The sequence below is a fragment of the Pseudolabrys sp. Root1462 genome, assembly GCF_001426945.1.
GTDB lineage: Bacteria > Pseudomonadota > Alphaproteobacteria > Rhizobiales > Xanthobacteraceae > Pseudolabrys.
The window spans coordinates 1,990,862-2,012,136 of sequence record NZ_LMFS01000001.1 but is presented as its reverse complement, the minus strand read 5'-3'; the positions used below and the strand labels follow the sequence as shown (position 1 = coordinate 2,012,136).

Below are 21,275 nucleotides of genomic sequence, written 5' to 3'. Positions count from 1 at the left end.
GCAGGGATTACTGTGGCGTCCGGTTTCGCGGACGATGACAGTGAGAAGTCCTCATGAACTGGCAGCTTTTCTCCGCTTTTTTCGTCATCACCACGATCCTCATTATCGTTCCGGGCCCGGTGGTCACGCTGGTGATCGCGACCGGCGCGCAGCGCGGTATCCGTCCGGCGCTGGCGACCGTGCTCGGCACCATGGCCGGCACGGCGGTGCTGCTGGCCGGCATCGGCTTTGGCCTCGGCTGGCTGCTGAAGATGTCCTCGGAGTTGTTCGAGGTGATGCGCTGGGCCGGCGCGGCCTATCTGTTTTATCTGGGCATCCAGGCCTGGCGCCACGCCGGCGACCCGGTGCCGAAGCTCGAGCCGCGCGGCCATGTGTTCGCGACGCGTGGCTTCCTGGTCGCGGTGACTAATCCGAAGACCATCGCCTTCTTCACCGCGTTCCTGCCGCAGTTCATCGATCAGACGCTGCCGGTCGGTTTCCAGATCACGGTGATGTCGGTGACGGCGCTGCTGATCGCGGCGGTGCTCGACTCGTGCTGGGCGGTCGCCGCCGGGCTGGGCCGCGCCTGGTTCCTCAAGCCGCACCACAACAAGATCCTCGGCCGCATTTCCGGCGCGGTCTTGATGGGCGGCGGCGTGTGGCTGTCGCTGGCGCGCCGGCCGGGCTGATCCGCCCCGCTGGGGGCCGGGGGCGGCCCGGGAACCGCCTTGCCGGGAATCCTGGGCCGGGCTAGACCCCGATCATGTCACGGACCGCCCTCTACGCCGGATCGTTCGACCCGGTGACCAACGGCCACATCGATGTGGTGCGCCAGGCCGTCAGGCTGGCGGACAAGCTCGTGCTGGCCATCGGTATTCACCCCGGCAAGGCGCCGCTGTTCCCGGCCGAGGAGCGGCTGGTGATGCTGCAGGAGACGTGCGCTCCGATCGCCCGCGAGGCCAACTGCGAACTGATCTGCATCACCTTCGACGGCCTGGTCGTGACGGCGGCGCAGACAGCAGGCGCCACCTTGCTGATCCGCGGCCTGCGCGACGGCACCGATTTCGATTATGAGATGCAGATGGTCGGCATGAACGCGGCGTTGACGCCGGAATTGCTGACGGTGTTCCTGCCGGCCTCGCCGATGGTGCGCCCGATCACCGCCACATTGGTCCGGCAGATCGCGGCCATGGGCGGTGACGTATCGAGCTTCGTACCGAAGAGCGTGGCCGAGCGGCTGAAGAAGCGTTTCGCCGCTAAAGGCGCCTGAGCAGGGCGTCTGCCATCAACCGAGGAGCCGATATGACCTCTCGCCGATTTGTCCTGTCGTTCGCGTGCGCTTTGCTCGCGGCAACTGTCGCTCCCGCCGTCACCCCGGCCCTGGCGCAGAACGCCAAACTCGCCAACCCGGCCGCACTCGCCGAGCAGGCGCCGGCGACCTACAAGGCCAAGTTCGAGACCAGCAAGGGCGCCTTCGTCATCCAGGTGACGCGGGCCTGGGCGCCGAACGGCGCCGATCGGTTCTATAACCTCGTCAAGAACGGCTACTTCGACGATGTGCGGTTTTTCCGCGCCATTTCCGGCTTCATGGTGCAGTTCGGCATCAGCGGCGATCCGGCGCTGAATTCCAAGTGGCGCGTGGCGCGCATTCAGGACGACAAGGTCAGCCAGAGCAACACGCGCGGCATGATCACGTTCGCCACCTCCGGTCCGAACGCGCGCACCACGCAGGTGTTCATCAATTTCGCCGACAACAGCAATCTCGACGGCATGGGCTTTGCGCCATTCGGCAAGATCGTGTCCGGCATGGATGTCGTCGACAAGCTTTACACCGGCTACGGCGAGGGCGCGCCGAACGGCCGCGGCCCCGACCAGAACCGCTTGCAGGCCGAGGGCAATGCCTATCTGGCGCAGGGCTTCCCCAAGCTCGACTACGTCACCAAGGCGACCATCGAAAAGTGACGCCGTCGGCGTCATCGCGCCGGACGATTCAGAGACAGGAATTTCAAAGGAGATTGCAATGGCAAAGCCGGAAGACACGCTGACGCTGGAAACCACCAAGGGCAACGTCGTGATCGAGATGCGTCCCGACCTCGCGCCCGGCCACGTCGCGCGCATCAAGCAACTGGTCAAGGAAGGCTTCTATGACGGCATCGTCTTTCACCGCGTGATCGACGGCTTCATGGCGCAGACCGGCTGCCCGCAAGGCACCGGCATGGGCGGCTCTGGCCAGAAGCTGAAGGCCGAGTTCAACAAGGAGCCGCATGTCCGCGGCACGGTGTCGATGGCGCGCGCCTCGAACCCGGATTCCGGCGACAGCCAGTTCTTCATCTGCTTCGACGACGCCGGCTTTCTCGACGGCCAGTACACGGTGTGGGGCAAGGTGATCGACGGCATGGACAACGTCGACAAGATCAAGCGCGGCGAGCCGGTCTCCAACCCGGACAAGATCGTCAAGGCGACGATGGGGGCGTAAGCCTCCCGTCATTCCGGGACGGCGCCCAGCGCCGGACCCGGAATCCGGATACAACCACCGTACGCGTTTCTGGATTCCGGGTTCGCGGGCCGAGGGCCCGCGCCCCGGAACGACGGCGTTTTACTGGACCATGAAAACCGACCTCTTCGACTTCGACCTGCCGTCCGAGCGCATTGCGCTGCGGCCCGCTCATCCGCGCGAAAGCGCGCGGCTGATGGTGGTGCGGCCGGGCGAGGGCGGCGAGACGCTGGAAGACCGAACCATCGGCGACCTGCCGGATCTGCTGGCGCCCGGCGATTGCCTGGTGGTCAACGACTCCAAGGTCATCGCGGCGCGGCTCAAGGGACGGCGCATCGGGCGCGGGGAGGCGGAACCCGCGATCGAGGCGACGCTGCACAAGCGCATCGACGGCTCGACCTGGCGGGCCTTTATCCTGGGGGCCAAGAAGGTTCAGGTCGGCGATATCCTGCGTTTCGGCACCGAGGGGCGGGTCTGTTTCCTCGGTCAGCTCGATGCTGAAGTTTTACATAAAGATGAGGGTGGCGACGTAACCCTCTCTTTTTCCTTCACTGGACCCGTCCTTGACCAGGCCATCGAGGAACGGGGCGAGATGCCGCTGCCGCCCTATATCGCCTCCAAGCGTCCGACCGACGATCAGGACAAGACCGACTACCAGACCGTCTTCGCCCACGAGGACGGTTCGGTCGCGGCGCCGACGGCCGGTCTCCACTTCACCCCGGCGTTGCTGGAGCGGCTCGAAGCTCGCGGCGTCGCCCTGCACAAGGTGACGCTCCACGTTGGCGCCGGCACCTTCCTGCCGGTCAAGGCCGACGACACGGCCGAGCACAGGATGCACGCCGAGTTCGGTGTCGTGTCGGCGGCAACCGCCGAGGCGCTGAACGCCGCTCGCGCCAAAGGCGGGCGCGTCGTCGCCGTCGGCTCGACCGCGCTGCGGCTGCTCGAAAGCGCCGCCAGCGACGACGGCCGGATCCGGGAATTCGCCGGCGACACCGCGATCTTCATCACGCCCGGCTACCGCTTCAAGACGGTGGACCTGATGATGACCAATTTCCACCTGCCGCGCTCGACCCTGTTCATGCTGGTGTCGGCCTTCTCCGGCCTCGACACCATGCAGCGGGCCTACCGCCACGCCATCGACACCGGCTACCGGTTCTACTCCTACGGCGATGCGTGCTTGCTCTATCCGCAGCCGCGGCGCTAGACGACGGCGCATGTCCGAACCCTTCTCCTTCACCCTCCGCAACACCGACGGCATGGCCCGGCGCGGCGAGATCGTCACGCCGCACGGCCGCATCGATACGCCCGTCTTCATGCCGGTCGGCACTGCGGCGACGGTCAAGGGCCTGCATCCGGAAGACGTCGCCGACACCGGCGCGCAGATCCTGCTCGGCAACACCTATCACCTGATGCTGCGGCCCGGCGCCGAACGCATCGCCGCGCTGGGCGGGCTGCACCGCTTCATGAACTGGGACAAACCGATCCTCACGGACTCGGGCGGCTTCCAGGTCATGTCGCTTGCCACCTTGCGCAAGCTGACCGAGCAGGGCGTCACCTTCCGCTCGCATATCGACGGCACCAAGCACGAGCTGACCCCGGAACGCTCGATCGAGATCCAGGCGCTGCTCGGCACCGACGTCACCATGCAACTCGACGAGTGCCTGAAGCTGCCGGCCTCACGCGAGGAGATCGAGCGCGCCATGCGGTTGTCGCTGCGCTGGGCCGAGCGCTCCAAGCGTGCCTTCGAGGCGCGGGCGCGGGAGGGCTACGCGCTGTTCGGCATCGTGCAGGGCGGCGACGACATTCCGCTGCGGCAGGACAGCGCCCGGGCGCTGACCGAGATCGGCTTCCACGGCTATGCGGTCGGCGGCCTCGCTGTCGGCGAGCCGCAGGACGTGATGCTCAAGGTGGTCGAGGAGACGACGCCGGTGCTGCCGGTCGATCGCCCACGCTACCTGATGGGCGTCGGCACGCCGCACGATATCCTCGAGGCGGTCGCGCGCGGCATCGACATGTTCGACTGCGTGATGCCCACCCGCAACGGCCGCCACGGCATGGCCTTCACCCGGTTCGGCCAGATCAACCTGTCGAACGCGCGGCACGCCGACGATCCGCGGCCGCTCGACGAGGAGAGCCCGCACCCGGCGGCGCGGACCTATTCACGCGCCTATCTGCACCACCTGACCAAGGCCAACGAGATGCTCGGCCAGGTGCTGCTCTCGACCATCAACATCGCCTACTACCAGGCGCTGACGGCCGGCATGCGGACGGCGATCGAGCAGGGGCGGTTCGAGGCGTTTCGGATGGCGACGATCGAGGGCTGGAAACGGGGCGATTTGCCGCCGATCTGATTTGCGCCGCCTCGTATTGTGTCGGGCCTTGGCCTTCGCTATGCCCCCGGCCGACACCCTCGGAGGCCGCAGCCGGTATGACCATCGATCCCGCCTTTCTCGCCAAACGGCTCAAGCCCCAATTCAAGCTGCCGGCGGGCGCCACCGACGCGCATTGTCATGTGTTCGGGCCCGGGGCGGTGTTTCCGTATGCCCCGAACCGCCGCTACACGCCGGAAGATGCGCCGAAGGAAATGCTGCGGGCGCTGCACGACCATCTCGGCATCTCGCGTGCCGTGATCGTGCAGGCGAGCTGCCACGGCACCGACAACCGCGCCATGATGGACTGCCTGGCCTGGGACCCGAAGCGCTATCGCGGCGTTGCCATTGTCGACGACACCTTCACCGATGCCGATTACGACAAGATGCACGCGGCCGGCGTCCGCGGCGTGCGCTTCAATTTCATCAAGCATCTCGGCGGCACGCCTGACATGGACGTGTTCTACAAGGTGATCGACCGCATCAAGGGCAGGGGCTGGCACGTCGTCCTGCATCTCGGCGGACCGGACATCATCCCGAACATGGAAACGATCAAGAAGCTGCCGCTGACCTTCGTCGTCGACCACATGGGCCGGGTGTCGGCCAAGGACGGCCTGGACCAGCCGCCGTTCAAGGCGCTGATGGAGCTCGCCAAGCTCGACAATTGCTGGATCAAGGTCTGCGGCGCCGAGCGCATCGACTTCCCGCCCTACGACAAGGCGGTGCCGGTCGCGCGCCGCATCCTCGAGACCATTCCGGACAAGGTGATGTGGGGCACCGACTTCCCGCATCCCAATGCCAGCCACGAAGCCGATGAGGCTGAGCTGGTCGATCTGGTGCCGCAGTTTGCGCCCGAGGCCGATTTGCAACGCCGCGTTCTGATCGACAACCCGGCGCGGCTGTACGAGTTCTAAGCGGCCAGCTTTAGGCCAACGACTGAAACCTGAGAGTGGAAGGAATTCTGTAATGACGAATGAGTTTTTCAAGCGCACGCGACGCGGCCTGTTGTTGGCCGTGCCGATGGCGATCGCTTTTGCCGTTGCCCCGCAGGCGCAGGCCGCCTGGCCGGAAAAGCCGGTGCGCATCGTACTGCCGTTCGGCGCCGGCGGTGTCGGCGACGTGACGGCGCGCATTGTGGCCGAGAAGCTCTCCACCATCCTCGGCCAGCGCTTCAACATCGAAAACATGCCGGGACCGGCCGGCATCACCGCCGCGCGTGCGGTCATCACGGCGGCGCCGGACGGCTATACGCTCGGCCTGCTGAGCAACGGCACGGCGGCCGCGGTCGCGACCTTCAACAAGCTGCCGTTCGATCCGCTCAAGGACTTCCAGATGGTCTCGACCATGGGCCAGTTCGACGCCATCCTCGCGGTGTCGTCGAAGTCCGAATTCAAGTCGCTCGGCGATTTCATCAAGGCGGCGAAGGCCAATCCGGGCAAGCTCAATGTCGGCACCATTGCCGCCGGCTCGACCCAGAACCTCGGCGCCGAGTTCTTTAAGTCGGTTGCCGACATCAATGTCGCCATCGTGCCGTACAAGAACTCGCCGGATATTGTCGTCGGCCTGTTGCGCAACGACGTGCAGATGATGCTCGACTTCCCGCCGTCGGTGATGGGCCAGGTGGCTTCCGGTGATCTGCGTTTGCTGGCCACCGCCGCCGTAAAGCGCTCTCAGGTATACCCGGATGTGCCGACCGGTGACGAGCAGGGCCTCAAGGGCTTCAAGGTCTATTCCTGGAACGCCATCTTCGCGCCGAAGGGCACGCCGAAGGAGATCGTCGACAAGCTCAACAAGGCGATCCATGAGGCGGTGGCGATGAAGGACGTGCAGGAGCAGTTCGCCAAGCTCGGCATCGAAGGCTATGCCTCGACGCCGGAAGAACTGACGCAGCGGCTCACCGACGATATCGCCAACCTGAATTCCGTCGTCGACAAGGCCGGCATCCAGCGTAAATAACGACAGGCGACGGGGAGACAGCCGATGAACTGGTCTCAACCCGTCGATCTCTACTGCGAGCGGCTCGACCCGTCATTCTGGGCCGAGCCGCTCAATGCTCTGACCAACCTCTCGTTCCTGATCGCCGCCGTTGTTGCTTTCATTCAATGGCGGCGCGCGGGCGGCAAGGACTGGCCGGTGCTGGCGCTGATCGGCGTCACTGCGGCGATCGGCATCGGTTCCTTCATCTTCCATACCGTGGCGACGCGGGGCGCCGCGCTGTTCGATACCGTGCCGATCGCCGTCTTCATTTACGGCTATCTGCTGCTGGCGCTGCGCCGCTTTCTGCGTTTATCGGGCCTCATCGCTGCGGCGGCGCTGGCGGGGTTTGTGGTTCTGAGCGTGCTTGAAGCGCGCGTGGTGCCACCCGGCACCCTCAACGGCTCGCATGCCTACCTGCCGCCCTTGGCGGCGCTGGTGGTGGTCGGCTGGCTCAGCAACGATCGCCGGTCGGGCCGCCTTCTCCTCACGGCGGCGGCAGTGCTGGCGTTGTCGATCGTCTTCCGAAGCATCGATCAGGCCGTCTGTCCGACGCTGCCGGTCGGCACGCATTTCCTCTGGCATATGCTGAACGGACTGGTGCTGTACCTCGCGCTCCGCGCCGCAATGCCGGGGGAGTTGCCGGCCGCTTCGTCATCACGGCCGGCATAAGTCTCACTCCTTGAGTGCGGCGCGCGCTTTGCGGTGGAAGGCGTAGTCGGCGGCGTAGGGCACGCTGAGCAAAGCGCCCGCGCCGGGGCAGACGCCCTCGGCAACGCCGCCGCGCGTGGCAAGCCGCTGCACCGTGGTGACGCCCTCGAGCATGCCGGTGCCGCGGTGCGCCGTGACGGTGAGCTTGAGCAGCGGGATATCGGCCGCCGTTGCCCCGGGCGCGCGGCCGGCGACCTTGGCGGAAATTGCGCTGCCGTCCTGCCATTCCCAGTTCGGGCCGGCATAGTGGCGGCCGACCGTCTTGCCATCGACCAGCAGGCTGGCGATCGGCTCGCGGAAGCTCCAGGCCAGCTTGCCGGCTGCGTCAGGCTTGCATTCGTAGATCTGCGCCCCTTCGGCATGAACGGTGACGACGTGGCTTTCGCCCGTCGCCGCGATGGCCTCCGGGAGATCTGTCGCCTGCGCCGTCAGGGACAGGCAGAACGGCGCAACCGTTAGACAAAGTATCCGAAGCAGCCTCATGACATGGTCCTTTGCTGTCTCTTGGTTTCGTCGGCCATGTTGCGGCCCGTGATGACGAGATAGGGGATCTCGCTGCGGCCGATGCCGATGTCCTTGAGCACGTGATTGTCGAGGGCGGCGAGCGCCGCCATCATGCGTTTTCTGCGGCGGTGCTCGACGATCTTGACGAGCAGTTGCCAGAGGGTGCGGCCGGCGGCGCGCAGGCCGCCGGCAACTGCGTCGAGCCAGCCGAAGCGGCGGCCAGGCTCGATCGCGATGGTGAGTGCGTTCATCATCTCAGTCGTCTCGTTCGGTCATCGTTCGATCAGCGCCGGGTGATGACGACTTCGAGGTAATCGCTCGGCACCACCATCGTGCTGTCGCCGGACACGTTGAAACGCTCGATCAGCTTGATCAGGTCGGCGTTGAACGCGGTTTGCTGGGGGGCATCGAGCGTGGCGAAGGTCTTCAGCATGGGGCCGTAGAAGGTGCGGAAGACGTCGATGAAGGTTTGCGGCGACTTGTAGCGGAAGTTGAACTGCCGCACGGCCGTCTTGATCGATGACGCCTGCGCGCCGAACATCTCGCGAATGCGGGTCTCGCTGCCCCACAGCGCCGGTGACTTGGCGCCTGCCGGCGGCGCGACGTAACCGCCGATGGTCTTGAACATCTGACCGATGAAGCCTTCGGGCGTCCAGTTGGCCATGCCGATCTTGCCACCGGAGCGCACGACGCGGATCAGTTCGGCCGCGGCGCGATCATGGTCGGCGGTGAACATGATGCCGAAGGTGGACAGCGCGGCATCGAAGCCGCGGTCGTCGAAGGGCAGCGCTTCCGCATCGGCGGTGCGGAAGTCGATGGCGTAGCCGTCGGCTTCGGCGCGCTTGCGACCGTGCTCGAGCAGCGATGGCACGTAGTCGGTCGAGACAACCGCGGCGCCGCGGCGGGCGGCCGCGAGCGTCGCGTTGCCGTTGCCGGCGGCGACGTCGAGGACCTTCTGGCCGGCGCGGATGTCGAGAGCTTCGCAGAGCGTCTCCCCGACGATCTGCAGCGTCGTGCCGACGACGGCGTAATTGCCCGCCGACCATGCGGCCTGCTGACGCATCTTCAGGGCGCCGAGGTCGATCACGTCGGCGTTCGGATTCTTCATTGAAATAGCGGCTTGGCTCATGATGTGCTCCATTGTTTGTTGACGTGCGCGGCCGTGGCCCGGTCAGTGGGCAAACAGGCCGGATTGCTGGAAATTGCCGCTATGGGCTAGTGTGTCGCCCGCCCGGCAGACCCTGCTTTCTGGGCGCTGAATACGGGCAAGGGCCGAGCCGCTCAATGACTGGGACAACGCGTTCATTTGCAGCGACGCCGGACCGCGTCGCCGGTTCGGATATTCTGGCCGATGCGCTGCGCGCGATCCGGCTGCACGGATCTGTTTTTTTGAATGCGTGTTTTAAAACACCGTTTGGAGTTGTGACGCCGCGGCGTTTCGATCCCGGCTCACCGCTCGCGCATTTCCGCCATGTGAGCATCTTTCATCTCATCGCATCGGGCTCATGCGTAGTTAAGGTGGACGGCGTCGAGCCGACGCGAATATCGGCCGGCGATATTCTTCTCGTGCCGTTTGCCGACGAGCATCGGTTCTGGAATGGCGATGACGTCGAGATGGTCAAGGCCGATACGCTGATCCGCGCCAGCAACGTGCCGGGCCTGTCGCAGATCAATTACGGCGGCGATGGCGAAGCCTTGCGCATGGTGTGCGGCTTCATCGAGTCGTCCGAGTTCCTGATTGCGCCGGTGTTTCGCACCTTGCCGCCGCTGCTGATCGATCGAACCGGCGACGACAAGGTCAGCGCGCTGCTGGCCTCGACGGTGCAGCAAATCATCACGCTGACCGAGGAGGCGGCGCCGGGCACCGAGATCGTACTCGGCCGTCTCATGGAAATCCTGTTCATCGAGGTGCTGCGCCGCTACACGTTGCAATTGCCGCCGAACGCAAAAGGCTGGTTCGCGGCGGTCAACGATCCGCTGTTGAGCCGCGCACTGCAGGTCGTGCATGGCGAGCCGGCGAGACGCTGGACGGTTGACGACATCGCCCGCGAAGCCGGCTCGTCGCGCACCGTGGTCGCCGAGCGCTTCAATGCCGTGCTCGGACAGAGCCCGATCGAATACGTCACCCACTGGCGGATGCAGATCGCCGCCGAGCGCCTGCGTTCAAGTCGCGAAAGCCTGGCCGAGATTGCCGCCGGCGTCGGCTACGAATCGGAAGCGGCGTTCAACCGCGCCTTCAAGCGCGTCACGGGGGAGACGCCCGGCCGCTGGCGCGACAGCGCCCCAGCCCTGATCTAAGCGGCCGGCGCGGCTTCGAAGGCGGGCAGTTCGTCCGAGGCGGCATGGCGCTCGAGCAGCCGCGGCAACAGGCGCACGATGTCCTGCTGCAGGGCGCTGGCGGCCTGCGCCTTGGCGGCGTATTCGGCCCGCTCGCGGTCGAATTCGGCGACCAGTTCGCGGACGGTCGCTTCCGAATTATCGCGCGCCACTTTGATCACGGTGTCGAGGAAGCCGATGTGGCTGTCCTTGGCCGCGATCGTTTCCCGGGCGGCATCGAGTTCGGCCTGCGTCACCTTCAGCGCGGCGGCCAGCGTTTCGTTCGTCTCGACCATCGCCGCCTTGTCGGCTTCGAGGTCGGCGACGCGCTGGTCGCGCTCCTTGATCAGCGCGTGCAGTTCGCCGAGGCGCCGCTCGCTGCTGTCGATATGGGACTTGAGCTCGGCATCGAAGCGGCGCTGCAGGCGGCTCTCCGCCTGCGCCGTCTGAACGGCATTGGCGGTCAGCGCGGCGCTGAGCTGGGTGCGCAGCTCCTCGATCAGCGCGCTGGATTCTGCAAGCTCTGTGCTTTGGTCATTCAGTGCGCCCTGACTGGTGACCAGGCGCACCATCGAATGGTTGGCATCGCGTAGCGCGGTAGCGAGCTTCGATTCCAGCGCGACTTTGTCGCTCTCGGATTCAAGCAGCCGGCGCGTCAACTCGGCAACTTCACCGTCGCGCTCCTGGGCCAGTTCATGCAGCGAGCCGAGGGTGACTGCGCTGCTCTCAATCTGATGACGGGCGCGCTGCAGCTCCTGCGCCTGCTGGTCCCGCTGGTTCGTGAGCTCGGCGATGCGGCGATCGCGCTCGCGCAGCAGCGTTTCCTGCTCGATGAGTTTGGCCTGAAGTTCGGGGAGACGCGGATCGCCGGGCACCGGCACACGCGGCCACTGCCGGCCGTCGGGGTCGCGATCGGCCGCCGCTTGAGGCGCGACCGCCGCGGGCTGTTCGCACCTCGAGGTCACCAGCGCCTTGATCAGGGTCGTGGGCTTTGCCGGCGCTCGGGCTCCGGGCGTTCGGACCGGCCGGCGGCCGCCGTTGAGCGTGTCGATGCGCGTTGCAAGCGCGGCCAGCCGCTCCGACAATTCTTCGATGCCGGGTGGCTCCGTGCTGGTGTTTGGGGATGATCCCGGGTGCATGCGCCTCAGGTCACCCTCGGCGGGGCGACTCATCTCTTAACGACGGATTAACCGTCGCCCGGATGTGATTAACGACCGGTTAATGACCGCCACGGCGACCAAAACAAAGGCCCGCCGTTCGGGCGGGCCTCTGGCCTTACGGCTGCGGGGATGCGGCCGTGACGGTGAGGTGGCTACTTGGCGACCTGGCCGCGAATTTCGCCCGCCTTGTGCACGGCGGTGTGCACGTTGACGTACATCTTGCCGGCGAGGAGATCGGCCGCCTGCGCATCGGTCAAGGTGGCCTGGCCTTCGAACGGGCTGCCGGCCTTGTCGGCGCTGGTGAAGATCGGCACCGCGACGCCGCCGTTCTTGCCGGGATCGCCGATGTGGAAGTGCGCGGCGACGGCGGGGCCGGAGAGGCCGCTATAGCTGCCCTTCCAGCTCAGCGTCTTGCTGTCGGTGTCATAAGTCGCGGTGACAGCACCCTTGCCGGCGCTGTCGTTCGGCGGCACCTCGCTGGCGCCGGACAAGTCGGCCTTGAGGTTGACCGTCGCCGCCCAAGTGGGGGCGCTCAGCATGAGGCCCGCGATCAAGGCCGCGCCGGCCAGCGCCGGGCGCACAATTCGGTGAGTCATGACAGCCTCCTGGTTCGTGTCGAAGAGCAGCGGAAATTCAAGCCGCCCCCAAACCAAACACCGCGAGGGCAGCGTTATTCCCACGCGCAGGCTAGGCCGCCTGTTCGTCCTGCGCCAGAGTGTCGATGTCGATCGACGTGCACGAAGTCGTGCCGCAGGAGTCGCATTCCCAGAAATGGCGGATCTCGCCGCCATCGACGAACTCGGAGGCCACCGGCGCGATAAGCTGGTTGCCGCAGTCGGTGCAGCGCAAAGCGGTGCCGAAAATGCGGATCATTGCGAATGTGGCCGGATAGCAGTGGAGCTGCATGGTGGCCTCCTGTGTCACCTTGAGTCGTCCGTGAGCGCAAAGCTGACGGCCAACCATGGCGGTGGCGAGACAGATTGGTGGAACTGTGGTGGCCGCCAGCGCAAGGTTTTGTGACGACCTGGAATGGTTCGCATTCCAAGGTGCGCTGCAATATCGCGCAAGCGCAGGCACACGCACGACAAAACGCGCCCGCGCGACGCCGCGTGTTATGTCACGGCACCGTCACAGGCGTCTCAGTTATCGGCAGCGCTCAGTTGTCGAGGTCGTCTTCGAGCGGCGGCAATTGACGGATCGGTCCGGTGGACAGGCTGATCCTCTTGCGTTGCGAGGGCAGACTTTCCGCGATCCGCGGCGTCTTGCGCGATTTCTCGTACAGGTCCGAACCGAGATTGCCGCCGTGTTCAGCCAGATCGTCTTCCTCGCAGCTCGCTGCGATGGCGATGCCGAGCGAGGCCAGATGCGCCCGGCGATAGCAGTACACCGCGAGCATGGCGCGCGTGTTCGCCGGCACCGCATCGATCAGCGCGGGCAGACCCTGCGGCGTGACGCGGTACAACTGACCGAGCAAACTCTCCGGTACGGGACAGCTCTCTTCGTTGAGGCGCATGCAGAATCCTCCAACCCGAAGAGTCCCATGTGCCCTGATTTGGTTAACAAGAAGGAAACGCCGTGCCGGCCGCGAAATTCGGATCGCGGTCGATGTGCGCTGTTGCGGCCTTTGACGCACGTCAATGGCGAAGCAGGCGGCCCGGGGCTTGATGCGTCTCGGAGCTGGCGCAGACCGAGCGCCGGCGGCAATGGAGGATCCGTCGATGAGCGTTGCAGCGTGGCGGGGAGCCATCTTCGCGATGACGGTGGCTGCCGTGGCGATGAGCCATTCGCCGGCTACGTCCGCGGACGACGCTGCGGACGGCGCGGCGGAATTCAAGGCGCATTGCGCCGCTTGTCACGGCGAAAGCGGCGCCGGCGATGGCCCGGCCGCGTCGGCCTTGCGCAGCCCGCCACCGGATCTTCGGTTGCTCGCGAGGAAAAACGACGGCGTCTTTCCGGAGAAGGTGCTGCAAAACGTGATCGACGGACGGCGGACCGTGCGAGCCCACGGCAGTTTCGAGATGCCGGTGTGGGGCCGTGAACTGTCGCAAGGCTCGGACAATGCCGATGCCGCCAAACGCGTTTCGATCATCGTGCAGTACTTGCGGGGCATTCAGGAGAAGTAGGCGGGTTTGGGACGCCTCCGACTTCCGGTCGATCCGGATGCGAGGCCTTCAATGGTCCAAGTGTATGGCCCATGGTCCTCCGGGCGCGATTGGAAGCGAAACCGGGCCGTGACCAACCAGGTGGCTTTGCGACGCCCATGCAACGGAGGGAGCCGGTCCGTTATCGCCCGCGCGACGGGCCGTACTGACGACGACAGCGGCGATCGCGATGGTGATCACGGCCGTCCGCCGCACTCCGGTGACATAAGACGACAGCGCGCAGAGAAACCAAAAGGAAAACACCGAGCCGGCGTACACATAGCGGTCGTTTGTAAACAGGTAGAGACCGTGCCGGTGCTTGAACATGCCGAGATAGAGAATGGTGGCCGCAAAAAACAGCATCGCCAGTTTTTCGCCTTTGTAAGGCTGCTGGAATGCAAACCAAAAAGCGGCGCCGATCACGCCAAATGCGACAGCCGGGGCCGCGGCGGAGTGGACGAAGATCCCGGCCAGCCGAATCGTATCGAGCCACCGAAGCGGCATGATGAGCCAAAGCCATGGGTCATAAGGCATTGGCTCCGAGAGGTTGAATACGCCGAGGTGAAGGCCGATCCAGACGATCTGCACCATCGCGCAGATCGACAGAAACAGTCCGAGTATAACGAGCCGCCTTCGTTCTTCGCCGGTACTGAGGGCGGCGCGGATTGCATAGATTGGGACAAGAAAGCAGCCGAGCGGGCCGTCAAGTCCGATGACGATCGTGGTTGCGATCTCCGCAAATAGAAATATTCGAGTCGGATGGCGACGGCTGAAAGCCATGACGAATAGCGAGAGTGGCAGGATCCACTGCGCATTGGCGAGTCCGCCGAAGACGTTGTCCTGCATCGGCGTGGCAACAACCGCCAGCGCGGCGATCGGTTTGAGCGGAAAATCAAAGCGCGGCGACATCACCATGAACACGACGAAAATCGCGGCAAGATGTGCGGCGTAGGTCGTGATCCACGGCCACGCGGCCGGAGGCGCTTGCACGGCAAGCAGCGCCACCAGGCTTCCATATAGATTGAAATAGGCGCCGCCGATCGTTTCAAACAACGACGCAACGCCGTGATTGTAGGCGTTGGAAATAAGAATTCCGTCTTCCGCCCAGAACTCCGGCGCAACGAGACTGCCGGGGAAGCGGATGAAGACGATCAGGATTGCAGCCGCGACAAAAGTCGTCCTGCGCGACATCAACCTGTCGACGGTCGCGCCTCGGAATATCGATGCCGACTGTGCCTCGGGCGCCATCTCCTCAAGGTAGCAGGGGGTGAAAATACACCTCAAGCTGTATTTGAGAGCGAGTTGGCGCGGCTTGCATGGGCGGGGAGCGGCGACTGGGCTGAAAAATGGTGAGCGCGCTGGGAATGCAATAACCCTGACATATTAATCACTTGATCTGTCAAACCTGCATAAACGCGGCTTTCAAAACAAAGGGACTTTTTGGGTGGTGTCAAACTATGACACGGACTCATTAAGGCGCAGCCATAGCTTGATTGACGCGAGTTGAACGAATGCGAGGTAGTTGGCGGCGAGCCTATCGTAGCGCGTTGCCACCCGACGTGCTGATGTGGGATGCGATGCACTTCTCCGGCCAGGTCGAGTTCTTTGGCGGTAGCCGCATCATCGACACGGTGCGTGTCCTGATCTTCTGCGCGCTGGTGTTCGATCTGCTCGTCCACGTCTATCTCGGTAGGCTCGGCGACACCCGGCTGGCGAACTTCAATGCGATGATCTCGGCCTATGAGGACCTGGAGGAGAAGCCTACGGCGCCGGTTGTCAGCGCTCCCGCGGTTGCACCGCAAAAGGTTCTGTCTGCGTAAGCTGCCCGGCCAGCAACAGGGCCAACCGGGTGCCATGCCGCCTCCTTTAGGACAAACGCGCGGTTAGTTTCCCGCCGCATTGCCCCGGCAAAGTTGCATTCCTATATTTCCCCCCTTAAAGTTGATATGAAATTTATAAATAGTTTGGGGGCAATTATGCACAGGTGGTTGGTCGCGGCACTGGCCGGTGTTGTCCTGATCGTGGGATTTCTTTTTCTTCTTCCAAATCTCGTCGCATCCCAGCTGAACGCAAAGCTAGGCCAACAGTCGGTGGCCGAATTGGTCACGGATGCGAACAACCAGAACGCAGCGACCCTTCGAACGATCGAAAAGCCGATCGTGCTAATCGATATACCCGCGGCCATTGCCGAGCAGGCGATCGCCAAAGAGATAACGAGCGCAGCAGCGAGCCTCGAGCTTCCGGATGGCTGGCGCACAACGCTCGTCGGCGCTCCTTTATTGAGTTCTCTTCCGGGCACACTCCGTGGCCGAGCGAAGGTCGAAGTCCAGAAAAGCGGCATTGGGAGCGCTACTGTCGAGTTGAGCGTCGATGCGATTCCTCACGTGGAATCACGCGCAATTGTTTTGGCGCTCGGAATTTCCTCAGTGTCGGTGGACCGCGTCTCGGTTCGGGGCTTCCGACTACCTTGGCCGCTTCCCGACGTGATAACCGAGACAGTTCAAATGAGTCTGAGCGCAATTAACTCGCGTCTTAAGCCCGTTCGTCTGGAGACAAAGATTCCGCCAACCTTTCCGGGAGGGGGCGATCTGATCGGGGCTCCCCTGATCAGCCGCGATTCAGTTGCTGCCGTATTCGGTAAGCGGGCGAACGCACCGACGCCAGCACAAGGGCGAACTTATGAGCAGGAATTTTCAGCCGCTGCGCACGCGATTATGGCTGAGTACAGGCCCGGCATGGGTGTAATCGCGCTTGCCCAATCCGAAAACACACTGCCGAACACTTCGGAAGCGTTACGCTCGTCCTCTATCGCCATCAATCTCCAACATACCGAAGATCTCTTGGGGGTCGATCATACTTCCGATCCGGCAGGGCTGAATGTCGATCTTTCCCCGATAATGCTTGCCACGATTTCCGCAGACTATTTCGAGCGGGAAATGACCGCAACGATCCGGAACGCGATCGCAAAAGTCTCCGTTCCAGGCGTCGAGTTGGTCGTGAAGCCCGAAAGCACGCACGTGAAAACGCTGGAAGGAGCTCTTGAAGCAAAGACCTCCGGATCCGCCAAATTCTTGGAGGGGGCTGTTACGATCGATTTTACGCTGACCGCTTGGGGAGTACTCGATCCCTCGATGGACGGATTACGCGCGCGTTATGCGGTCCGCGATTTCCAGATTCTGCGGCTTTCAGGGCGGTATAATGAGCTCGACATCTCGCTCGCGGTTCGCAATGCAAACGCGTTGGCGGCCCTTATCCTCAAAGCGGTAAAGGAACTTCCAGAGACATCGATCGCTGTCCCGGCTCTTTCATTGTCGCTTCCAAAGCAAACCGGCGAGGTACGCGTTCAGTTCGAGAACGACAACCCGCAGCTTCAATTACTCGGGCGGACCGTGCTGCTGTCGCCAGAACACGTCATTGTGATGACGCGCCCCTCAACCAAAGACGCAGCCGTCGGTCGACTGCTGCGCTGGACCATCGCCGATGTTTCAGCTCGTCCGCCGTCCGGCTCCGACTTTCAAAGACTACAGGCTCTGTTTCACCTGCCATACGACAAGATCTACGGCAACGAGTCTCCCGGACAGATCAGTCTGGGATTGCGCCGGGAGGGACTGGCACGGTTGATAAACATGACGTGGGATATTGCTCGGCCGTCGGTCGTTGCGGAGGTCCATGGGAAAACCGACATACCTAGATCCGAGATACAAGCCATCCCCGGGAACGCGTCGTGCTCAAGCATGTGCCCGAGTACGGATAGCTGCGGGGGCATCGGGTCCTGCAAAATCCAGGCCTGCACGACAGTGGTGGAGAACGTTTGTGAAAACGTGTGCCCCGGCGGGCACTGGAATCCGATTTGCCGCGCGGTATGCCATCAAGTGAATAAGCAAGTGTGCCATGAGGAAGACGACAACAATTGCATCAACAGGATTCAGAAATGTGTTTCAAATATTGGCACGTGCGCCGCAGAATGGGCGAGCGGCTTACGCCCGGCTTGCGAAGTCGCAATGAAAGCGATCGATGCGACCGACTTCAGGGGGTTGGCAATCATCTCGGGCAGTGCGGCATATAACGCTCAGGGCCAATCGCTGTCTCAGATGACGCTCGCCGTTTCACCCGACCTGCAGGGTGCGTCGCTGCAAGTCACCGCAGTTGCTCACGCGAAAGTGGGAGCGTCGATCAATATCGTCTGGTCCGACTTCGGAAATCTTTTGCTGTGCCCAAGCGGCACTCTCTCGAGCGACCTTCTCGTCGCGGCGCCACTGCAGACGGTTACGATACCGACCGCCATTTCCTGGAGCGGGGCTAATGGCTCGCCCTTAAAGGCTAGCCTATCGCTCTCGCCGATCGACGTGCAGGTTGTTGCGCCCGAACCGCCCGTTGTCACGCTGGCCAAGAGCAATCCGGGGCTGCTCTCGTGCGCGCTTGGTCGGGCGGTCGTCGGATTGGCGATTGCTGCCTCACCGCATATCACCGCGGATCTGTTGGCGGCTGCCGTCCGCAAAGCCGTAAATAACGACACTGGTGCCGCCATGGCGGCATTTCTCGACGGGAAATACACATTCAAGGTCGATATTAAACCTGTGACCATTGGAGTTCCCCCTGTCTCGTTCCCCTTCAATGACGAGAAAGTGGAGCTGAAGCCGCGGCTGACGGCGGGCGGGAGCCTCATCTACGCGCAATAGGCTAGGCGCGTATTGCGCTTCCCCACGGAGTCGGTCGTTATAGGGACAAAGCAGACATTGCTTTGCCGCATCACGCCGCCGGGCTTATGGGTACACGGCCTAAGAATGGCACCTTCCTGTCACTTGAAAAAGTCGTCAGCCGAAAGACTACTCGGCAAGCTCGACGGCCATCGTGTGTTTTGTGATTACATCTTGTAGCTCGCTCGGCTTGAATGCGACGTCCCATGTCCAGCGCCCGAACCCTCCAACTGCATTTACGGCGTTGACCCATTCGTTCAGCGCGTCGCGTTTGGCCTTATTTTGCGGACTATCTGTGCCTTTGATCTCGAGAGCCAGAATAGTGCCGCCGGTAAGCCGCACAAGGAAATCTGGGATATATCGACGTCGAGACCCGGCCCACATGTAATAAATCTGGAAACCAAGGTGGTCGTTTTTGGCGTAGGCCAACACGTCTTTGTGCTTTTCGAAAATGTTCCCTGCGTGGCCCTCCCATGACGAGTCACCGACCAGATGGCTGATCTGGGATTTGGTCGTTTGGAAGCATGGCTTCGTCGTATACCAAGTCCTCATCTGGCCGGTTGAGCCAATTGGATTTTCCTCGTCGAAAACGGGTGTAAGTCGCTCGGTATTCTGTTCACTGACATTGCTCAGAACATGCTGGACCACGAGGTCAATACTGAGTGCGATCAGAATGCGCCGACGGAGCGGGTCTGAGTGGAACAGTGATGGGATTGTCAGACGGTCGGATTGGAGGAACGCCTCGACGATTCTAACCAGCTGCGCAGCGAGATATTCTTTCGTCCCCAAAAAGCTGCGACCCAACTCGGCAAGCGCCTTCCTGGCGGCTTGGAAGACGAGTCGCTGAAGCCGAAAGCCATCCGGCAGCTTTTCCAGATCGATCGCGGTAACCTTGCTTAAATCGGTTGCGCCACCAAGGGCGGGGGCAAGTTCTGCGCTGATCGGGGTGCTTGCCGGGTCGAGAGTGAGCGCTGGCGCTTTGGTCCAGTCAATGACCAGCTTTGGCTTGATGATCGTCTCGACGCGGAGGACGTTCGGCCACTTGATCTCCAGGTGAGCACGATCCGGAACGACTTCGATTTGGGTGCTCGGCTTTGGGGGCGGGGGAGGCTCACCGCCTTCGCCCGCTTCCGAGATAGAAAGTGGAACGCCAAAGACGTTGACGTATTCGGGCAGGAAGAGGCCATTTTCGTCCGTGTCGTAGGAAACTCTGCGTAACCCGCGTCCTACAACCTGTTCGCAGAGCAACTGTGACGTAAACGCCCGCAGGCCCATGATATGCGTCACGTTTTTGGCGTCCCAACCTTCGGACAGCATCGCCACGGATACAACGTTCTGCAAATCTTGACCGGCCGTTCCTCGCTTCCCGACATTGTCTACGATCTCGCGCAGTTGCTCTTCCTTCTTCAGGGCGAGGAATTGCTGGCGACGGGTTTCCGGAATATCCGCCGCATTGATGATCGTCTCCAGTCGCGCTTCGTAGTCTTTGTCCGATGCCGAAGCTTCACCAATCTCCGCCTTTTCAAGCACCTTAGAGTCGACCCGAAGTGTTCGCGACGGCGCGTATAATTCCGGCCAGTGGGCATCGCCCTTATTGAAATAGTGCTCGATACGTGCCGCAGTCTCTGTGCGGTTGCACACCGTGAGCATCACCGGCGGTGAATGATGCCCGGCCTCCTGCCATTGCTGACGCGTTTCCCGCCAGTCAGCGCCAAGTAGCGTGTAGGCGTCTTGAACAAGCTTGGGCAGGGCTTCATGCGGTTCCGCCTTCGCTCTGTTCAAATCCTCGGATACCGAAGGGTCGCGGTAGATGTGGTAAAGCTTCGAACGGAGCGTCTTTGCGTCCGGCACCGCATCATCGCGCACGACGACGCGCGGCGTCTTCACCAGCCCCGCTTCGATCGCATCGTTGAGCCCAAAGTCCGAGACAATCCAGTCGAACAAAGCTGTGTCTGTGCTCTTCTTGCCGGTTGGCGCAAAAGGCGTGGCGGAGAGGTCGAAGCATCGCTGAATGCGTCGGGTCTTGTGTATGCGGTCCAGGCCCTCGATCCAGCGCGTTGCCTCGTCCAGATCGATGCCTTGCTCAGCTGCCACTTTCTTACTGATCTTGACCTCGGGCGGCTTTCGATAGGCGTGGTGCGCTTCGTCGTTTATTACGAGAATGTCTTTATGCGCCGCCAGCTTGCCCAGCACCCGCCGCGTAAACGCTTCGTCGGATTCGCGTCCTTTCTTGACGACCGAGCGATCAACGTCTTTTAGAGGCATCAGCGTGTGCCAGTTTTCGATAAGCACCTCGGCCTGATTTAGCTTCTGGCGCAGAGCCTCGGACGGGCACAGGTTGAACTCGTCGTAATAGCTGCCCTCGCTGGGCATCAGGACCTGAAGCCGTTCCTTGACGGTCAGCCCCGGCGCGACGATGAACACCGCGCGGCTGAAGTCCTTGTTCCGCTTCGGGTAGGTCAGAGCGTTGAGCACCTGCCACGTGACGATCATCGCCATAACCGTGGTCTTGCCCGCGCCGGTCGCCATCTTGTTGCAGAGACGCTCCCACGTTCCGCCATCGCCGGGGATCGCGATACCTTGCTTGTAGGCCGCGGCACCCTCAACCCACCAGATCAGCGTTTCGATTGCCTCGAGTTGGCAGAAATAAAACGGATGCTGTCGTGCATTCCGGTCGTGCCAGTGCTCCAACAGCTTACGCGTAACGATGGTCACGCCGGGCCAGCCATCTTCCCGCCAAGAGTCAACGCGGGTCCGGATGGCATTCACCAAATCCAGCACCTCGGTGCGCTTGGTATTATTGCGCGCGTCGAAGACTTCGTAGCTCGCTGGCCGCCGTTCGGGCTTGATCTCCAACTTGCCGCCTTTGCCCTCGACCCAATGCTGGGCCGGGCATTCAAATGGCGTATTGATGATTAAGGACATGCCCC

At 62.9% G+C, this 21,275-nt stretch carries 22 protein-coding genes and 1 pseudogene; 13 read left to right on the top strand and 10 right to left on the bottom strand.

Going from position 1 to position 21,275, the window contains the following annotated elements:
• The first annotated feature begins 53 nt into the window (after positions 1-53).
• The 9 genes from ASD45_RS09895 (at position 54) to ASD45_RS09855 (ending at position 7,488) form a co-directional block, all read left to right on the top strand.
• Positions 54-668, top strand: a complete 615-nt coding sequence (locus ASD45_RS09895) for a LysE family translocator (protein WP_056911338.1) — start codon at positions 54-56, stop codon at positions 666-668.
• 74 nt (positions 669-742) lie between these two features.
• Complete coding sequence (gene coaD / locus ASD45_RS09890; RefSeq protein WP_056911337.1) at positions 743-1,249, top strand: pantetheine-phosphate adenylyltransferase; 507 nt, start codon at positions 743-745, stop codon at positions 1,247-1,249.
• Positions 1,250-1,281: 32 nt separating this feature from the next.
• Positions 1,282-1,941 carry a peptidylprolyl isomerase gene (locus tag ASD45_RS09885; protein ID WP_082540751.1) on the top strand — a complete coding sequence of 220 codons (660 nt, stop codon included), beginning with the start codon at positions 1,282-1,284 and terminating at the stop codon, positions 1,939-1,941.
• A 58-nt stretch (positions 1,942-1,999) separates the two neighbouring features.
• Positions 2,000-2,455, top strand: a complete 456-nt coding sequence (locus ASD45_RS09880; RefSeq protein WP_056911336.1) for a peptidylprolyl isomerase — start codon at positions 2,000-2,002, stop codon at positions 2,453-2,455.
• Between the two features lie 130 nt (positions 2,456-2,585).
• Positions 2,586-3,677, top strand: a complete 1,092-nt coding sequence (gene queA / locus ASD45_RS09875; protein WP_056911335.1) for a tRNA preQ1(34) S-adenosylmethionine ribosyltransferase-isomerase QueA — start codon at positions 2,586-2,588, stop codon at positions 3,675-3,677.
• A 10-nt stretch (positions 3,678-3,687) separates the two neighbouring features.
• A complete protein-coding gene (gene tgt / locus ASD45_RS09870; RefSeq protein WP_056911334.1) occupies positions 3,688-4,824 on the top strand; it encodes a tRNA guanosine(34) transglycosylase Tgt in 1,137 nt (378 codons plus the stop codon).
• A 77-nt stretch (positions 4,825-4,901) separates the two neighbouring features.
• Entirely contained in the window at positions 4,902-5,756 is an 855-nt protein-coding gene (locus ASD45_RS09865) for an amidohydrolase family protein (RefSeq protein WP_056911333.1), read from the top strand.
• Between the two features lie 52 nt (positions 5,757-5,808).
• Positions 5,809-6,798: a tripartite tricarboxylate transporter substrate-binding protein gene (locus tag ASD45_RS09860; protein ID WP_056911332.1), complete on the top strand. Its 990-nt coding sequence runs from the start codon at positions 5,809-5,811 to the stop codon at positions 6,796-6,798.
• Positions 6,799-6,822: 24 nt separating this feature from the next.
• Complete coding sequence (locus tag ASD45_RS09855; protein ID WP_056911331.1) at positions 6,823-7,488, top strand: ceramidase domain-containing protein; 666 nt, start codon at positions 6,823-6,825, stop codon at positions 7,486-7,488.
• A gap of 3 nt (positions 7,489-7,491) precedes the next feature.
• Here the strand turns inward: ASD45_RS09855 and ASD45_RS09850 are convergent, their stop codons facing one another.
• From ASD45_RS09850 to ASD45_RS09840, 3 genes are read right to left on the bottom strand one after another with little or no spacing between them, the layout of a single operon-like run.
• Positions 7,492-8,010 (bottom strand): DUF3455 domain-containing protein, encoded by a 519-nt coding sequence (locus ASD45_RS09850; protein WP_056911330.1) that lies wholly within the window; start codon positions 8,008-8,010, stop codon positions 7,492-7,494.
• Positions 8,007-8,285 (bottom strand): DUF1127 domain-containing protein, encoded by a 279-nt coding sequence (locus ASD45_RS09845; RefSeq protein ID WP_056911329.1) that lies wholly within the window; start codon positions 8,283-8,285, stop codon positions 8,007-8,009. The genes ASD45_RS09850 and ASD45_RS09845 overlap by 4 nt, the downstream gene beginning before the upstream one ends.
• Before the next feature lie 29 nt (positions 8,286-8,314).
• Complete coding sequence (locus tag ASD45_RS09840; protein ID WP_056912685.1) at positions 8,315-9,160, bottom strand: methyltransferase domain-containing protein; 846 nt, start codon at positions 9,158-9,160, stop codon at positions 8,315-8,317.
• Between the two features lie 155 nt (positions 9,161-9,315).
• Between ASD45_RS09840 and ASD45_RS09835 the strand changes: the two genes are divergently transcribed.
• Positions 9,316-10,329, top strand: a complete 1,014-nt coding sequence (locus ASD45_RS09835; RefSeq protein ID WP_082540750.1) for an AraC family transcriptional regulator — start codon at positions 9,316-9,318, stop codon at positions 10,327-10,329.
• Here ASD45_RS09835 and ASD45_RS09830 read toward each other — a convergent pair.
• The 4 genes from ASD45_RS09830 to ASD45_RS09815 form a co-directional block, all read right to left on the bottom strand.
• Complete coding sequence (locus ASD45_RS09830) at positions 10,326-11,486, bottom strand: hypothetical protein (protein WP_156380789.1); 1,161 nt, start codon at positions 11,484-11,486, stop codon at positions 10,326-10,328. The genes ASD45_RS09835 and ASD45_RS09830 overlap by 4 nt on opposite strands.
• A 173-nt stretch (positions 11,487-11,659) precedes the next feature.
• Entirely contained in the window at positions 11,660-12,046 is a 387-nt protein-coding gene (locus ASD45_RS09825) for a CHRD domain-containing protein (protein ID WP_244485452.1), read from the bottom strand.
• Positions 12,047-12,194: 148 nt separating this feature from the next.
• Positions 12,195-12,413, bottom strand: coding sequence for a hypothetical protein (locus ASD45_RS09820; protein WP_156380788.1), 219 nt, complete (start codon positions 12,411-12,413; stop codon positions 12,195-12,197).
• Between the two features lie 250 nt (positions 12,414-12,663).
• Entirely contained in the window at positions 12,664-13,020 is a 357-nt protein-coding gene (locus ASD45_RS09815; RefSeq protein WP_056911325.1) for a hypothetical protein, read from the bottom strand.
• A gap of 190 nt (positions 13,021-13,210) precedes the next feature.
• Between ASD45_RS09815 and ASD45_RS09810 the strand changes: the two genes are divergently transcribed.
• Positions 13,211-13,630 carry a c-type cytochrome gene (locus ASD45_RS09810; protein WP_162249405.1) on the top strand — a complete coding sequence of 140 codons (420 nt, stop codon included), beginning with the start codon at positions 13,211-13,213 and terminating at the stop codon, positions 13,628-13,630.
• Between the two features lie 48 nt (positions 13,631-13,678).
• Here the strand turns inward: ASD45_RS09810 and ASD45_RS09805 are convergent, their stop codons facing one another.
• On the bottom strand, positions 13,679-14,839 hold the full coding sequence (locus ASD45_RS09805) for a hypothetical protein (protein WP_056911323.1): 1,161 nt from the start codon (positions 14,837-14,839) through the stop codon (positions 13,679-13,681).
• A 264-nt stretch (positions 14,840-15,103) separates the two neighbouring features.
• Positions 15,104-15,208: pseudogene (locus ASD45_RS23795) on the bottom strand (IS5/IS1182 family transposase); the annotation flags it as partial.
• Between ASD45_RS23795 and ASD45_RS09800 the strand changes: the two are divergent.
• Together ASD45_RS09800 and ASD45_RS09795 are read left to right on the top strand one after the other, a co-directional pair.
• Positions 15,160-15,468, top strand: coding sequence for a hypothetical protein (locus tag ASD45_RS09800; protein ID WP_156380787.1), 309 nt, complete (start codon positions 15,160-15,162; stop codon positions 15,466-15,468). The pseudogene ASD45_RS23795 and the gene ASD45_RS09800 overlap by 49 nt on opposite strands.
• 168 nt (positions 15,469-15,636) lie before the next feature.
• The gene (locus ASD45_RS09795; protein ID WP_156380786.1) at positions 15,637-18,327 is read left to right on the top strand and encodes a hypothetical protein; all 2,691 of its coding nucleotides are present in this window, start codon (positions 15,637-15,639) and stop codon (positions 18,325-18,327) included.
• A 147-nt stretch (positions 18,328-18,474) separates the two neighbouring features.
• Here ASD45_RS09795 and ASD45_RS09790 read toward each other — a convergent pair whose 3' ends face one another.
• Positions 18,475-21,270: a DEAD/DEAH box helicase family protein gene (locus tag ASD45_RS09790; protein ID WP_056911320.1), complete on the bottom strand. Its 2,796-nt coding sequence runs from the start codon at positions 21,268-21,270 to the stop codon at positions 18,475-18,477.
• Between the last annotated feature and the right edge of the window lie 5 nt (positions 21,271-21,275).